The following is a 15439-nucleotide window of genomic DNA, read 5'->3' on the forward strand; positions in this document are numbered from 1 at the left end:
GCTCACAGACGGCAACCTCCGACCGCTCGGCGCAGTCAGAGGATGCAACACCGGACACCACACCGCGGAGCACACGACGCACGCCTAGGGGAGCGCTATGCACATCAGGGGCGACCACGTCGAGCTGGTCGTCGGGGGCCGCCTCGACGTCCGCAGCGCGGCGGACGCCCGTACGGCCCTGCACACGGCCGTCGACGACGGAGTCGGCGACCTGGTGCTGGACCTGTCGGAGCTGGACTTCTGGGACGCCACCGGACTCGGCGTCATCATGGGCGTCCACCGACGGGCCGGCCGCCGTGGCCGGCGACTGGTGCTGCGTGGCGTGCCTCCGCAGATGCAACGCCTGCTGGTGGCCACCCGGCTGCACCGGATCCTCGCCATCGAGGGCGGCATCGGCGCGGAGTCCCTGCCCCGGGTGTGACCCGCGGGGCGCGTGGCCTGCGACGGACCCCGTGCGACGGGCGGCGCGCGACGGGCGCAATCCTCACGAGACCGTGACGGTTCGGGCGGCCCGGCACCCCGGGCTGTCCTGGATACTGTGCGAAGGTTTACGGTTCGTCTGCCCGCCGCCCTCAGCCTTCGAGCGGGCACCGGACCAGAAGCGACAGCGCGCAGTGTGCAGCACGGCCGGGAGGGGCTACCGCCACACGACGCTTTTGGGGGGCTAGACCTATGGACCCGAACACCCGGGGACCCGAGGAGTACGGCCGGGACGGCCAAGGCGGCGACGGCCACGCGCCGCGCCCGCGCCCGTCCAGGGACCCCCTCACCCCCGACTTCGGCCAGCACGCGCCGGCCCTGGCCCGCACCGTGCGGCTCGTCGCCGGGGCGCACCTGCTCACCGTCAACCCGGTCGACGGCAGCGAGATAGAACTCCGCCCGCCCACCGGGCAGCCCGAACGGCCCGCGAAGCGCAGCCCCGAGCAGCGCGCCGAGGCCGACCGCGCCGCCCGGCCGCCCGCCCCCGCCAGGACCGCACCGCCGCTGCTGGGCCGCCAGGACGAACGCGAACAGCTCGTCCGCTTCCTCGCCCGCGGCCGCTCCGTCCGCCTCACCGGCGCCCCCGGCTCCGGCCGCACCAGCCTCCTCGACCTCGTCGCCGAGGACTGCGAGGACCTCGCCCCCGACGGCGTCGTCCGCCTCACCGGCCACGGCCGCAGCACCGCCGACCTGTTGCAGGAGCTCTTCCACGCCGTCTACGACGCCCCCCGCCACCGCCCCGACGGCGACGACCTGCGCGCCCTCGTCCGGGAGATCGGCGCGGTCGTCGTCATCGACGACCTCGCCCTCGGCGGGGCCGCCCTGGACGCCCTGCTGGACGCGACGCCCGAGTGCGCGTTCCTGCTCGGCGCGACCCCCGACACCCCGCTGCCGTCGGCTGACTCCGCCGTCGAGGAGGTCGTCCTCTCCGGACTGGACCGGGCGGGCGGCGTCGAGGTCATCGAGCGCGCCGTCGGCCGCGTCCTCACCGAGGAGGAGGCCAACTGGGCCGGCGACCTCTGGTTCGAGTCCGAGGGCCTGCCGCTGCGGTTCGTCCAGGCCGGTGCGCTGCTCTCGCAGCGCGACCGGTTGCGGGCCGGCGTCGACGTCGTCGACGCGTTCGGCGTCTTCGAGGACGCCCGGCCGCTCACCGGATCCGTCGACGCCGTCGCCGGGGCGGGCGAGGCCGAGGAGATACCCCTGCCGTCGCTCGGCGAGGCCGCCGCGCCCGCGCCGCTGCTCGCCGCCCGCCTCAGCGGCTCCGCCCGCGCCACCCTGCGCTTCGCCGTCGCCCTCGGCGGCGAGATCCCGCACCAGGCCCATCTGCCCGCCCTGGTCGGCGACACCCACGCCGACGCCGCCCTCGGCGAACTGACCGACTGCGGACTCGTCTCCCCGGTCGGCACCCGCTACCGGCTCGCCGCCGGCGTCCAGGCCCAACTGGAGGCCGCCGGATACGGCGACGACGTCGAGGCCCACGCCCACACCGCCGCCCAGCACTACGCCTGGTGGGCCGGACACCCCTCGGTCACCCCGGCCCGGGTCTGCGCGGAGGCCGACGCCGTGCTCGCCGCCCTCACCGTCGTCGTCCCCACGACGACCCGGCCCGCGCCGGACGAGGAGAGCACCTCCGTCCAGCTCGCCCGCACCGCCGCGCCCGCGTTCGCCGCGGGCCTGCACTGGAGCGCCTGGGAGGCCGCCCTGCACGAGGGCGCGGAGGCCGCCCGGCTGGCCGGCGAGTCCGCCGACCGCGCCTACTTCCACCACGAGCTGGGCGTCCTCGCCCTGTGCGCCGGTGAACTCGACCGGGCCCGCTCCGAGTTGGAGGCCTCCCTCGCCCTGCGCGGGGCCATCGCCGACAAGCGCGGCACCGTCGCGGGCCGCCGCGCCCTCGCCCTGGTCGCCGACGCCTCGGGCGACGTACCGGGCCTGGCGGCCACGGCGACGGCCGCCGAGGAGGCGCCCGCCGCCCGCCGCGAGGAGACGGCGTTCACGCCGCGCGCCGTCCAGGCGGCGCTGCCGACGTTCCCGCCGGACGCCGAGACCGTCGTCGCCCACCGCAGTCCGCCCGCCGCGCCGGTCCACCACAGCCGCGGCGGCCTCAAGAGCCTGGCCAAGCGCAACCTCGTCGCGGTCGGCGCGGGCACGCTGCTCGCCGCCGTGCTCGGCACCGTCGTCACCCTCGGCGCGACCTCCGACAACCACCCCGACGACCCCTCCCGCCAGCTCGGCGTCAACCCCTCGGCCAGCCCCGGCGCGAGCGACGACGGCCTGGACTCCGACACCCCGTCCGATGACAACGGCTCCACCGACACGGGCGTCGCGACCAGCCGGCCGACGGACCCGGGTCCGGACGGCACGATGGGCACGTCGGACGATCCGACGCCCACGGGGGAGGCCGAGCCGTCGTCGGAGGCGAGCAGCTCGGACGGGCCGGGGGGCGGGGAGTCGTCTCCGACGCCGACCGAGAAGCCGTCGCCGAGCGCGACGTCCGGGACCGGGCCAGGGTCCGAGTCGCCGACGCCGACCGGGTCGTCCACCAGCGGTACGGGCGGCTCGGCGTCGCCGACGCCGACGGAGTCCGTCCCCACCGGCACGCCCTCGGCGGGCACCACCCCGCCCGCCTCGAACTCCATGTCGGCCGGCAGCCCGACGTCCGCCGACTCCTCCGCGTCGGCCTCGCCGGAGCAGGTGATCTGAGCCTCGGCACGCACGCGAGAAGGGCCGGGTTCCTGTCACAGGAACCCGGCCCTTCTCGTCGTAGCCGTAGCCGTAGCCGAACTCAGAACAGGCGCAGTTTGTCGTCCTCGATGCCGCGCATCGCGTCGTAGTCCAGGACCTGGCAGCCGATGCCGCGGTCGGTGGCGAGGACGCGGGCCTGGGGCTTGATCTCCTGGGCGGCGAACACACCGCGGACCGGGGCCAGATGGGGGTCGCGGTTCAACAGCTCCAGGTAGCGGGTGAGTTGCTCGACGCCGTCGATCTCGCCGCGCCGCTTGATCTCCACCGCGACGGTCTGGCCGGTCGCGTCCCGGCACAGGATGTCGACCGGGCCGATGGCGGTCATGTACTCGCGGCGGATGAGGGTGTAGCCGTCGCCGAGGGTCTCGATGCGGTCGGCGAGCAGTTCCTGAAGGTGTGCTTCCACGCCGTCCTTGATCAGACCGGGGTCGACACCGAGTTCGTGCGACGAATCATGGAGGATCTCCTCCATCGTGATGATCAGCTTTTCGCCGCCTTTGTTGACGACGGTCCAGACGCCTTCCTCGTCGCCCGCGCCCTCCTTCAGGGTGCAGGGCGGCGACATCCAGTTCAGGGGCTTGTAGGCCCGGTCGTCCGCGTGGATCGAGACGCTGCCGTCCGCCTTCACCAGGATGAGACGGGGGGCGGAGGGCAGGTGGGCGGTGAGCCGGCCGGCGTAGTCCACGGAGCACCGGGCGATGACGAGACGCATGGGGCGCAACGCTATCGGACGCCGCACGCGGCACACGATTCGCCCGCCCGTCCGCCACCACCACCCGCAACCGGGACCCCTCCGGGCCCGCCCCTTTTGATCTGGAAAACAATCGTTCGACAGTGGCCGATTGTGTGCCTACTTGGGGTTTTCTATGTACTCAATCTCCTGGTGCGGTCACCGTCCGTTGCCTACCGTAGTGAACGGGAGGTCGCGATGCGTGTACTCAGCGTGTGCGGTATTTCGACATGCGAACTCCCTTTCCCTGTCCGGCAACCCCTGTTGTTGCGGGGGTGCGAGAGGAGTACTCATGTCGCTCGACGTCTCACCGGCCCTACTCGAACAGGCCGAGCGAGGCGAGGTCGACGAAGCAGAATTCGTCGACTGCGTCCGGACCTCCCTGCCCTATGCGTGGGAGATGGTCAGCTCGCTGGTGGCCCAGCTAAAGGTGGACGGCGGAGCCTTCGCCGACAACCAGACGCCCCCGCCGGACGAGCAGGCACGCGGACAGTTGCTGCGCGCGCTCGCCAGTGACGCGATACGCGGTGCGCTGCAGCGGCACTTCGGTGTACGGCTGGCCTTCCAGAACTGCCACCGCGTGGCGGTGTTCCCGCTGAACGCGGCAGTGGACGACAAGCTGGCCCGCTTCACCTCGGTCCGCAGCCAGGTGCTGAACCAGTCACCCGAGTTCCGGGACTGCTGAGGCACCCGTGTGAGCCTGATGCTTGCCGCTCCTGACGCGGGAGGTGCCATCAGTACGGGAGCGGCAGGCTTCGTGGTCGGCTGGGCTGTTCATCGGAGGTGGGGGAGCACCTCCGAGCCCAGCCGTCGTACGTTCTCCTCGGTGGCGGCCAGATCGCCGGAGCCCTCGACGAGCAGGGCGAAGCGCGAGACGCCGGTGCGCTCGCTGGTCGCCGCGAGGCGGTCGACGCACAGTCGAGGGGTGCCCACCGGATGCAGCCCGCAGAGCAGTTCGGTGTACGCCACCGGGTCCCGCATGCCGCGGGCCCGGCCGTCCACCGTCACATGGGCGTCGAGCCCCTGGCGCAGCCAGCCCGGCATCGCCTTCACCAGCGTCTCCACCGCGTCCGTGCGCCGGTCCGCGATCTGGCAGACGCCCGCCGAGACATGCGCCGCGTCCCGGATCTCGTCCCCGGACCGCCCGGCGGCGCGGGCGTGCCGCCGCCACAGGGCGACCATCTCGGCCTTCTCCTCGTCCCCCACGTGCATGCCGAGGAGCATCGGCAGGCCGCGCTCGGCGGCCAGCCGCACGCTCGCCGGCGAGGTGCACGCGACGACGACCTCCGGACCCGATTCGTCCGTCAGCGCCTCCGACGGCCTTGGCACGACGGCGACTTCACGGAACCGGAAGCGGTCGCCGGTGCCCTCCACCGAGGGGTCGCGCAGCCAGCGCATCAGCAGATCGAGTGATTCCGGGAACCCCTGTTCGTACGCCTTCAGGCCCGCGCCGAACACCTCCAGGTCGACCCACGGCCCGCCGCGGCCCACGCCAAGCGAGAAGCGGCCGCCGCTCGTCAGGTGCAGCAGCGCGGCCTGTTCGCCGAGGGCGACGGGGTGGACGGTGGGCAGCACGCTGACCGCCGTGCCGACCCGGATCCGCCGGGTGCGGCCGAGCAGCAGCGCGGCGAGCGTGACCGCCGACGGGCAGGTGCCGTACGGCACGAAGTGGTGCTCGGCCAGCCAGACCGAGTCGAGACCCGCCTCCTCGGCCACCTCGGCCGAGCGGACCGCGCGGTGCAGCGCCTCCCCCTGACCCTGGCCGGGGAACTGGGCTCCCAACACGAAACTTCCAACGCGCATGGACTTTCCCGCTTCCTTGGCTCCGACGCGGAGCTCCCCCACCGGGCATAACCGTCTGACACGTGCCGAGGACACGGCCTGGCGGAGAGATTTGCGGATTGTCTGCAGAATGCGTCATCTGGCGGGGGGACTTGTCCGGTTCGCTGCCCTACGGGTACCCCGGCGCGCGCCGCGTAGGCTGGACGCCAAACCTGCTCCCTGTATAGCCCCGTGAGGTGTCCTGTGTCCCCGCGTCGCAACCGACCCAAGGGTGAGGGCTCGTCCGGCCGCAGTGCCGAGGACGACCGCGAGAACCGCTACGGCGGCTGGCAGTCCGCGGAGAGCTGGCAGGGCGAGCGGTGGAGCGTACGGCACGTGGCCGGGGCGAGCGCCCAGGGCAAGTCGTACCGGTGCCCCGGCTGCGACCAGTTGATCCCCGACGGCGTCCCGCACGTCGTCGCCTGGCCCGAGCACGCGGGGGTCGACGACCGCCGGCACTGGCACAAGGCGTGCTGGAACGCGCGGGACCGCCGCACCCCGGGGATGCAGCGGTCCCGTAACGCGCCCAAGTTCTAGGGCTTCCGGAAGGGCTTCCGGGAGGTCACACGTCCCGCTTCTCCAGCAGGGCGAAGGCGCCGCCGAGGGCGACGGCCGTGACGCCCAGCGCGATCCACAGCGGGTCCCAGCCCGAGGGGCCGCTCTCGCTGAGCGAGGTCGAGTAGAAGACGCTCAACTGGTTCGGGATCGAGTACTCGAACAGGGCCTCGCGCAGGCCCTCCAGGGACGACGAGAACATAAAGATCGCGACGACCAGCGGGGCCAGCAGGACGCCGATCATGACGGTGATGGCACCGGCCGAGTGCCGGACGACCGAGCCGACGGCGAGCGAGAGCAGGCCGAGCAGCGCGACGTAGAGGGACACGCCGAAGGTGGCCTTCAGCCACTCCTGGCCGGTCGGCTGCCGGGCTTCGCTCAACATCGCCACGTGCACCACCGCGACGAAGCCGCACGACACGAACGTCACGACGAACGCGACGGCGAAGAACACGATCGCCTTCGCGGCGAGGACCCGGCCACGCGACGGGCAGGCCACCATCGTGGTCCGGATCATGCCGGTGCCGTACTCCGAGGCGGTGGTCAGCACGCCGAGCGTGATGACGCACATGCTGCCCAGCAGCACGCCGAAGAAGCCGAAGGACAGCGCGGTCTCGCCGCTGAGGTCGGCCTCGGTGGCGCTCGCGGAGACCACCGCCCCGGCCAGCAGCCCGATGCCGACGACGAGCAGCACGAACACGCCCAGTGTCCACATCGTGGAACGCACCGACCGGATCTTCGTCCACTCCGAGGCGATGGCGTGCCCGAGGTGCGTGCGCACGATCGGGATCGGCGAGGTGTAGGCGGGACCGGACGTCCCCTGCCAGGCGGGCGCGGCCTGCGGCGACGACTGCTGCGGGGTGCTCATCGGGCGTCCTCGGACTTGGTCGGGGCGGGGGCTTCGTCCAGCGGCGCGGCGGGCGCGGCTGCGGGCGGCTGGGCGTACGGGTTGGGGCCGGTGGGGGCCGCGGGAGGGGTGGGGGCGCCCGGGGCGGCGTAGGACCCGTAGGGGGCCGTGGGGGGCGCGTAGCCCTGCTGCTGCGGGGGCGGCGGGGCGTACCAGCCGGGCTGGCCCTGGCCCGGGACCGGCATCGGGGGTTGCAGACCGGGCGGCGGCTGCTCCTGGAGGCCGGCCTTCTGGTCGACGGTCGAGCGGTAGTCGACGGCGCCCTGCGTCATCCGCATGTACGCCTCCTCCAGTGATGCCTGGTGCGGCGACAGCTCCCACAGCCGTACGTCGGAGTCGTGCGCGATGTCGCTGATGCGGGGCAGCGGCAGGCCGGTCACGCGCAGCCCGCCGTCCTGCTCGGGCAGCACATGGCCGCCCGCCTCGGTGAGCGCGGAGGCCAGCTTCTCGCGCAGGTGCGGTTCGGTGAGCGGGGTGCGGACGCGCGCGAAGTCGGCGGAGTTGGCCGAGATGAAGTCCGTCACGCTCATGTCGGACAGGAGCTGCCCGCGCCCGATGACGATCAGGTGGTCGGCCGTCAGCGCCATCTCGCTCATCAGGTGGGACGAGACGAAGACCGTACGGCCCTCCGCGGCGAGCGACTTCATCAGGTTGCGCACCCAGAGGATGCCCTCGGGGTCGAGGCCGTTGACCGGCTCGTCGAAGAGCAGCACCTGCGGGTCGCCGAGCAGCGCGGCGGCGATGCCGAGCCGCTGGCCCATGCCCAGGGAGAAACCCTTGGAGCGCTTTTTGGCCACATCCTGGAGGCCGACGACGCCGAGCACCTCGTCCACCCGCCGGGCCGGGATGCCGGACAACTGGGCCAGGCACAGCAGATGGTTGCGGGCGTGCCGGCCGCCGTGCACGGCCTTGGCGTCCAGCAGGGCGCCCACCTGGCGGGCGGCGTTCGGCAGCCTGCGGTACGGGTAGCCGCCGATCGTCACCGTCCCGGCGGTGGGGTTGTCCAGGCCGAGGATCATCCGCATGGTCGTCGACTTGCCCGAGCCGTTGGGCCCGAGGAAGCCGGTGACGGCGCCCGGCCGTACCTGGAAGGAAAGGTTGTACACAGCGGTCTTGTCGCCGTACCGCTTGGTCAGGCCGACAGCCTCGATCATGCTCCGCACCCATCGAAAGGTTCAGGACAGCAGGGCACACGCCCCCGTAAGGGTTAGGAGGATATCGGGGCGCTGACGGTTCCGCTCAAAAGAAAGCAAAGCCCAGAACGTCACGCGTCGTACTCGGTCAGGTGTTGCACCCTGTCATGTCTCGCGCCCGGTCACGCGTCGCGTCGCTTCAGCAGGACGTAGCCGGCCGCGAGCGCGGCGACCACCCACAGCGCCATGATGGCGAGCCCGCCCCAGGGCCCGTACGGGGTGTCGTCGTTGATCGGCGTGACCACCTGCATGATCCTGCTGCCGGCCTGGTCGGGCAGGTAGCGGCCGATCTTCTTCGTCGCCGAGACGTTGCCGAGGATGTTCGAGATCAGGAAGAAGAACGGCATCAGGATGCCCAGCGACAGCATCGGCGAGCGCAGCATCGTGGCCATGCCCATCGAGAACACGGCGATCAGGGTCATGTACAGGCCACCGCCGACGACCGCCCGCAGCACCCCGCTGTCCCCGATCGACGCCCGGTGCGAGCCGAGCATGGCCTGCCCGAGGAAGAACGTGACGAAGCTGGTCACCAGCCCCACGGCGAGACAGAGCCCGGCGGCCACCGCGATCTTGCTGAACAGGAAGGCGCCGCGCTGCGGTACGGCCGCCAGCGAGGTGCGGATCATGCCGGTGCTGTACTCGTTCGACACGACCAGCACCCCGAACACGATCATCGCGAGCTGGCCGAGGGTCATCCCGGCGAAGCTGATGAACGTGGGGTCGAAGGAGAGCCGGTCGCCCCGGCTCATATGGTCGAACTCGTGCCGTGACAGCGCCGAGATCAGCATGCCGAGGGCGATGGTGACGACCACGGCGAGGGACAGGGTCCACATGGTGGACGCCACCGACCGGATCTTGGTCCACTCGGACCGGATGACCTGGGTCGCCGCCATGTCAGCTCCTCGTCCAGTCGTCGCCCCACCGCCGGTCGGCGGGCGCGTCCGGGCGCCCGCCCGGCTGCTCGTCCGAGTGCGCGTGGTACTCCACCGACTCCGCGGTCAACTGCATGAACGCCTCCTCCAGCGAGGCCTGTTGGGGGCTCAGCTCATGCAGCACGAGCTGGTGCCTCGCGGCCACCTCCCCGATCCGCTCGGACTTGTCGCCGGCCACCTCCAGCACCCCGCCGCCCGTCTCGACGACCGTGATCCCGGCGTCGTGCAGCACATCGAGCAGCCGCTCGCGCTGCGGGCTGCGGATGCGGACGTACGACCGCGAGTTCTGCGCGATGAAGTCGGCCATGGAGGTGTCGGCGAGCAGCCGGCCCTGGCCGATGACGACGAGATGGTCGGCGGTCAGCGCCATCTCGCTCATCAGATGGGAGGAGACGAACACGGTCCGCCCCTGCGCCGCGAGGGACTTCATCAGGTTGCGGATCCAGTGGATGCCCTCGGGGTCGAGCCCGTTGACCGGCTCGTCGAACATCAGGATCCGCGGGTCGCCCAGTAGCGCGCCCGCGATGCCCAGCCGCTGCCCCATGCCCAGCGAGAACCCCTTCGCCTTCTTCCGCGCCACCGAGGTCAGCCCGACGGTGTCCAGCACCTCGCGCACCCGGCTCCGCGGGATGCCGTTGCTCTGCGCCAGACACAGCAGATGGTTGAAGGCGCTGCGCCCGCCGTGCATGGCCTTGGCGTCCAGCAGGGCGCCGATGTACTTCAGGGGGTCCTTGAGCCGGTCGTAGTGCTGCCCGTCGATCCGCACGTCCCCGGCGGTCGGCCGGTCGAGGCCCAGCAGCATCCGCATGGTGGTCGACTTGCCGGCGCCGTTGGGACCGAGGAAGCCCGTGACGATGCCGGGTCTGACGGTGAAGGTCAGGTTGTTCACCGCGACCTTCTCGCCGTACCGCTTCGTCAGGCCCTCGAGCTCGATCATGCGGACACGCTAAAACGCGACGAAGCCCCCTGCCACCGGAGTGGCGGAGGGCTTCGCCGATGTTCGGTCGCCGCAGCGCGGCAGCGCCGGACGGTTACCGGGACTGCTGCGCCGGAACCCCGCGCGAGATCGGCTCGTCGTCCGTGGACGGCGCGCCGGCCGCGGCCACCGCGGCACCGGTCAGCGTGGCGAGCATCTCGCGGACGTTCGTGAGCTGCGCGTTGATCGAGTCGCGGCGGTTGGTGAGGGCCGCCAGCTCGCGCTCGGATTCCGAACGGATGCGGTCCGCCTTGGCGTTGGCGTCGGCCACGATGTCCTCGGCCTGACGCTGCGCCGTCTCGACGGTCTGCCGGGCGCGACGCTCCGCGTCCGTGCGCAGCTTCTCGGCCTCGAGACGAAGCTGCTCCGCACGGTGCTCGATCTCCGCGAGACGCTTCTCCGCCTTCTGCTGACGGGACGCGAGGTCGCGCTCCGACTGCTCACGGCGCTTGGCGAGGTTGGTCTCGAAGTCGGCGGCGGCCTGCGCGGCCTTGGCGCGGGTCTCCTCGAAGAGGGCGTCGGCCTCCTCACGCTTCGACTGCGCGTCCTTCTGCGCCTCGGAACGCAGTTGCGACGCGTCGCTCTTGGCCTTCTCGACGATCCGGACGCCCTCGTCCTCCGCCTTGGCCTTGCGCTCCGCAGCGAACGATTCTGCGTCGTTGCGCACCTGCTGGGCCGCCGACTCGGCGAGCTCACGGTGCTGCTCGGCCGCGCGACGGGCCTCCTCGCGCAGATCCTTGGCCTCTTCCTCGGCGAGGCGGAGGATCTTCTCGACACGCGCGCCGAGACCGGCGTACGACGGCTCGGCGTCGCTTACCTGGGCCTGGGCGTTCTGCGTCTCGAGGTGGAGCTCCTCGATGCGCTTTTCCAGAGCAGTGATACGGGCCAGAGCGCTGTCACGGTCGGAGACGAGCTTCGAGATGCGTTCGTCCACCTGAGCGCGGTCGTACCCACGCCGCACAAGCTCGAAGCCGTAGGGGGAAGTGTCGCTCATGGGGTTCCTGTCGAATGAGACCGGTGAGGTGATAGGTGGAATCCTAGGGGCCTGAGCGGTGTGTCATCGAGCGTATGCGTGTTTGATCTGGAGAATGACACCCCTTTTGGGTGGCTGAACGGCGGACCGCTTGCCAAAGATACGGGGCAAAGACCCAAGACTTTAACGCAATCCACACATTCCGCTAGCCGTCCGAGGACTTCCCACCCGATCGAGGGGACCCGATGGCCGCGCCCGCCTTGACGCCCCCGTCCTTGCCGCCGGCCGGCGCCTCGAAGGACTCCAACGCCTCCAGCACGTCCTGGACACGGGAGATCTCGGCGTTGATGTCCTCGCGCCGACGCACCAGGACCTCCAGCTCCCGCTTGCCCTCCTCGACCGTGCGCCGCGCCTCGCGGACCGCCTCGGCCTTCAGCTCCTCGGCCTCCCGCACCAGCGTCGACTTCTTCTGCTCGGCCTCCTTGAGCAGCCCCTCGGCCTTCTTCACGGCGGCGATACGGACCTTGCCCGCCTCGGAGTTGGCGTCCGACACCAGCTCCTTCGCCTTCGCCTGCGCCTTCGCGAGCTGCTCCTCCGACGCCTTGATGAGCGCGTCGCAGCGGTCGCCGGTCGACTTCATCGTCTCGGCGGCCTCGCGGCGGGCCCGCTCGTGCAGCGCCTCGATCTCGCCGGTGATGCGGTCGCGCAGCTCCTCGGACCGCTCCCTTATCGCGGTCGCGTCCCGACGGGCCCCGACCAGCAGCTCGTCCGCGTCCGTACGGGCCTTCTCCACCCGGGAGTTGCCCTCCACGGTCGCCTCGGAGACGACCCGGTCGGCCTCGCTGCGGGCCGCGCCGACCATCGAGTCGGCCTGCGCCTCCGCGTCCGCGGTGGTCTTCTGCGCCTGCGTCTGCGCCTCGGTGAGCAGCTTGTCGGCCTCGGCGGCGGTCTCCGTGATGAGGGTGTCGACCTGCTCGGCCGCCTCCGAGCGCCGCTTGTTGGCCTCCTTGCGGGCGTCGTCCAGCGTCGAGTCGGCCTCGTCGCGGGCGACGCTCATCAGCCGGTCGGCCTCCGCCGCCGCCTCCGCTTTGAAGCGGTCGGACTCGGCGCGGATCCGCTCGGCGTGCTGCTGCGCGGAACCCACCGTCTCGGCGGCCTCGGCGCGCAGCCGCTCCGCGTCCCCGGAGGCGTCCGCGATCAGCTTCTCCGCCTTGGCGACCGACTCGGCGCGCAGCCGCTCGGCCTCCGTGACCGTCTCCGTCTGGAGCCGCTCGGCCTCGCCGCGCGCCTCGGTGATGAGGGTGTCGGCCTGGGTCGCCGCGTCCGAACGGATGCGGTTGGCGTCGTCGCGGGCGTCCGCCCGGGTGCGCGACGCGTCCTGCTCGGCCTGCGCGATGGTGTCCGAGGCCTCGGTGCGCACCCGCTGGGCGTGCGCGGACGCCTCCGAGCGCAGCCGCTCCGCGTCCGCGATCGCCTCGCCGACGGTCCGCTCGGCCAGCGCCTGCGCCGCGTCCGCCGCGTCGGACGCCTCGCGCCGGAGACGGCCCGCGTCCTCGGCGGCCCGCTCCCGCTCGGCGTAGGCGTCGGAGCGGACCCGGTCCGCCTCCTGCTCGGCCTCGCGCCGGGCCCGGTCCGCCGCGTGCTCGGCGGCCGACCGCAGCCCGGTGATCTCGTCCTGGGCCTGCTCGTGCAGCCCGGCCACGGAGTCCCGTACCTGCTGTGCGTGCTGTTCGGCCGCCGACACCATCTCGGTGGCCCGCCGGTCCGCCTCCTCGACCAGCCGGACGGCCTCGCCCTGGGCCTCCTCGACGCGCCTGCGCGCCGAGGCGAGCAGTTCCTCGCTCTGCTCGCGGGCCCGCTCGCGCTCCTGGTCGGCCTCCTGGCGGGCGGAACCGAGCGTCTCCTCGGCCTCCCGCCGACGCCGCAGGGCCTCCTCCTGGGCGGCGGCCAGCGTCTCGGACGCCTCGGCGGCCAGCCGCTCGGCCGCGGCCTGCGCCTCCGCGCGCAGCCGGTCGGCGGTGTCCTGCGCCTCGTTCTTCAGCCGCTCGGCCTCGGCGGCGGCGTCCGACCGCAGCCGCACGGCCACGTTCTCGCCCTCGGCGCGGGACGCGGACGCGTCGGCGGCGGCCTCGGTGCGCAGCCGGTCCGCCTCGTCGGCGGCCTGCTGCTGGAGCGTACGGATCCGCTCGGCGGCCTCCGAGCGCAGCCGGTCGCTCTCGTCGGCGGCCTCGCGGCGGATCCGCGCGGCCTCCTCCCGGGCGTCGGTCAGCGCCTGCTCGGCGGAGAGCAGCCGGGACTCCGCCTCGGCGTGCAGCCGGTGCAGCTCCTCGGCGGCCTCCGCCTGCCGGGACTCGATGCCCCGCTCGGCGTCCTCGCGCAGCTCGCGCGCGGCCTGCTCGGCGTTCGAGGTGATGGTCTCGGCGAGCTCCACCGCCTCGTCGCGCTGGCGCTCGGCCTCGGCGCGGGTGCGCTCCAGGGTCTCCTCGGCCTGCCGGCGCAGCGTGGTGGCGCGCTCGATGGCCTCGGTGCGCACCTTCTCGCTGTCCGAGGCGGCCTTCTGGCGCAGCTCGTCCGCGTCGGCGCGGGCCTTGGACAGCAGCTCCTCGGCGGTCCTGGCCGCCTCCTCGATCTGCTGGACGGCCTCCCGGCGGGCCTCCGCGCGGATCTTCTCGCCCTCGGCGACCGCGTCGGCCCGCAACTGCTCGGCCTCGCCGCGCAGCCGGCGGGCCTCCTCCTGCAGCTCGACCGTCTTGGCGCGGTACTCCTTGGTGTCGTCCTTCGCCGAACCCTTGAGCTGCTCGGCGATGTCATGCGCCTCGGCGCGCAGCCGGTCCGCCTCGGTCTCCGCCTCACGGCGGATCCGCTCGGCTTCCTCGGCGGCGGCCTTGGTGGTGTTCTGCGCGTCCTCCTGCGCCTTGTTGAGGACGTCCTCGGCGGTCTTCGCCGCCTTCGACAACTGGGTCGCGCTCTCCTCGGCGGTGAGCGTGCGGGCCTTCTCGGAGGCCTCCGCGACGATCTTCTCGGCCTCGGCGCGGGCGTCGGCGACGGCCTGTTCGGCGTCCGCCTTGGTGGTCTCGGCCTCCTTGGTGGCCTCGGTGACCAGCCGGGCGACCTGCTCCTTGGCCGTACGGGTGCGCTGCTCGTTGGCCGACTCGGCGCTCGCGAGGGCCTTCTCGGCGGTCGCCCTGGCCTCGGCGACGACCTTGTCGGCCTCGGTCTGCGCCTTGCGCAGCGCCTCCTCGGCCTCCGACATGCGCTGCTCGGCGGCGCGGCTCAGCTCACCGGCCTGGCGGCGGGCCGCGTCCGACTCGGTGGCGGTGGAGTTGCGGAGCTGCTCGGCGTGGTCGCTGGCCTCCTGGGCCTGGCTGGAGGCCGCGTTCAGCATCCGCTCGGTGTCCGTGCGGGCGCGCAGCAGGAGCTGCTCGGCCTCCGCGCGGGCCGCCTCGGCGTCGGCCTGGAGGCGCTGGCGGGCCTCCGCGGCGACCCGCTCGGCCTCGGCGCGCGCCGCCGCCAGGGACTGCTCGGCCTCGGCGCGCGACTCGTCGAGCAGCCGGCGCGCCTGCGCCTCGGTGCGGGCCCGCAACTGCTCGGCCCACGCCACGTTCTCGTTGACGTGCGACTCGACGTTCTGCCGGCGCTCGGCCAGCTCCTGGTCGAGCTGCTGGCGCCGGGTGACGGCCTCCTGGTGCAGCTCCGCCTGGAGGCGGGCCGCCTGCTCGGCGTGCTCCTGGAGGATCCGCTGCGTCTGCGACCGGGCCTGGCTCAGCTCCCGCTCGGCGTCCTGCCGCAGTTGGTCGGCCTGCATCTGCGCGTTGCGCAGCATCTGCTCGGCCTGATACCCGATGTCGCCGCCGTCGAAGGCGGGCCGGGACATGATGGTGCGCCGCGCCTCGTGCAACTTGGCGCGCAGCACCTCGACCTGGTAGCCGAGGTCCTCGGCGTGCTGAATCGCCTTTTCCCGCTCGGTCTTCAGCCGCTTCATCTCGGCTTCGAACCGAGTCAGGTGGTCGACGTCAGCCGCCGGCTCCCGCTCCTGGCTCTCGTAGCCCCGCACTGCGCGGTCCCATCCGTCCCTGGTCGCAAGCTTCCCGAACGAGCTCCGTCCGTCCGCCGGACGGGGCTCCCGGGGA

General features: G+C 72.6%; 12 protein-coding genes. 4 read left to right on the forward strand and 8 right to left on the reverse strand.

Annotated features, from left to right (window positions below):
- The first annotated feature begins 97 nt into the window (after positions 1 to 97).
- Together BMZ82_RS16890 and BMZ82_RS16895 are read left to right on the forward strand one after the other, a co-directional pair.
- Positions 98 to 421: an STAS domain-containing protein gene (locus BMZ82_RS16890; RefSeq protein ID WP_093776503.1), complete on the forward strand. Its 324-nt coding sequence runs from the start codon at positions 98 to 100 to the stop codon at positions 419 to 421.
- Between the two features lie 251 nt (positions 422 to 672).
- On the forward strand, positions 673 to 3180 hold the full coding sequence (locus BMZ82_RS16895) for an ATP-binding protein (protein WP_093776505.1): 2508 nt from the start codon (positions 673 to 675) through the stop codon (positions 3178 to 3180).
- An 82-nt stretch (positions 3181 to 3262) separates the two neighbouring features.
- Here the strand turns inward: BMZ82_RS16895 and nucS are convergent, their stop codons facing one another.
- The gene (gene nucS, locus BMZ82_RS16900) at positions 3263 to 3934 is read right to left on the reverse strand and encodes an endonuclease NucS (protein ID WP_093776507.1); all 672 of its coding nucleotides are present in this window, start codon (positions 3932 to 3934) and stop codon (positions 3263 to 3265) included.
- A 310-nt stretch (positions 3935 to 4244) separates the two neighbouring features.
- Here nucS and BMZ82_RS16905 point away from each other — a divergent pair, with 310 nt between their 5' ends.
- Positions 4245 to 4637, forward strand: a complete 393-nt coding sequence (locus BMZ82_RS16905) for an SCO5389 family protein (RefSeq protein ID WP_093776508.1) — start codon at positions 4245 to 4247, stop codon at positions 4635 to 4637.
- A gap of 89 nt (positions 4638 to 4726) precedes the next feature.
- Here BMZ82_RS16905 and BMZ82_RS16910 read toward each other — a convergent pair whose 3' ends face one another.
- Positions 4727 to 5755 (reverse strand): LLM class flavin-dependent oxidoreductase, encoded by a 1029-nt coding sequence (locus tag BMZ82_RS16910; protein WP_093776510.1) that lies wholly within the window; start codon positions 5753 to 5755, stop codon positions 4727 to 4729.
- Positions 5756 to 5977: 222 nt separating this feature from the next.
- Here BMZ82_RS16910 and BMZ82_RS16915 point away from each other — a divergent pair, with 222 nt between their 5' ends.
- Positions 5978 to 6310: an ATP/GTP-binding protein gene (locus BMZ82_RS16915; RefSeq protein WP_093776512.1), complete on the forward strand. Its 333-nt coding sequence runs from the start codon at positions 5978 to 5980 to the stop codon at positions 6308 to 6310.
- 25 nt (positions 6311 to 6335) lie between these two features.
- Here the strand turns inward: BMZ82_RS16915 and BMZ82_RS16920 are convergent, their stop codons facing one another.
- The 6 genes from BMZ82_RS16920 to scy form a co-directional block, all read right to left on the reverse strand.
- Entirely contained in the window at positions 6336 to 7196 is an 861-nt protein-coding gene (locus tag BMZ82_RS16920; protein ID WP_093776514.1) for an ABC-2 transporter permease, read from the reverse strand.
- Entirely contained in the window at positions 7193 to 8389 is a 1197-nt protein-coding gene (locus BMZ82_RS16925; RefSeq protein WP_093776516.1) for an ABC transporter ATP-binding protein, read from the reverse strand. Before BMZ82_RS16925 ends, BMZ82_RS16920 begins: the two co-directional genes overlap by 4 nt.
- A 161-nt stretch (positions 8390 to 8550) precedes the next feature.
- Positions 8551 to 9321, reverse strand: coding sequence for an ABC transporter permease (locus BMZ82_RS16930; protein ID WP_093776518.1), 771 nt, complete (start codon positions 9319 to 9321; stop codon positions 8551 to 8553).
- 1 nt (position 9322) lies between these two features.
- Positions 9323 to 10297 (reverse strand): ABC transporter ATP-binding protein, encoded by a 975-nt coding sequence (locus BMZ82_RS16935; RefSeq protein ID WP_093776520.1) that lies wholly within the window; start codon positions 10295 to 10297, stop codon positions 9323 to 9325.
- Between the two features lie 94 nt (positions 10298 to 10391).
- The gene (locus BMZ82_RS16940) at positions 10392 to 11330 is read right to left on the reverse strand and encodes a coiled-coil domain-containing protein (RefSeq protein WP_057583994.1); all 939 of its coding nucleotides are present in this window, start codon (positions 11328 to 11330) and stop codon (positions 10392 to 10394) included.
- A gap of 184 nt (positions 11331 to 11514) precedes the next feature.
- On the reverse strand, positions 11515 to 15363 hold the full coding sequence (gene scy, locus BMZ82_RS16945; RefSeq protein ID WP_093776522.1) for a polarized growth protein Scy: 3849 nt from the start codon (positions 15361 to 15363) through the stop codon (positions 11515 to 11517).
- Between the last annotated feature and the right edge of the window lie 76 nt (positions 15364 to 15439).

Source organism: Streptomyces sp. yr375 (assembly GCF_900110755.1).
GTDB lineage: Bacteria > Actinomycetota > Actinomycetes > Streptomycetales > Streptomycetaceae > Streptomyces.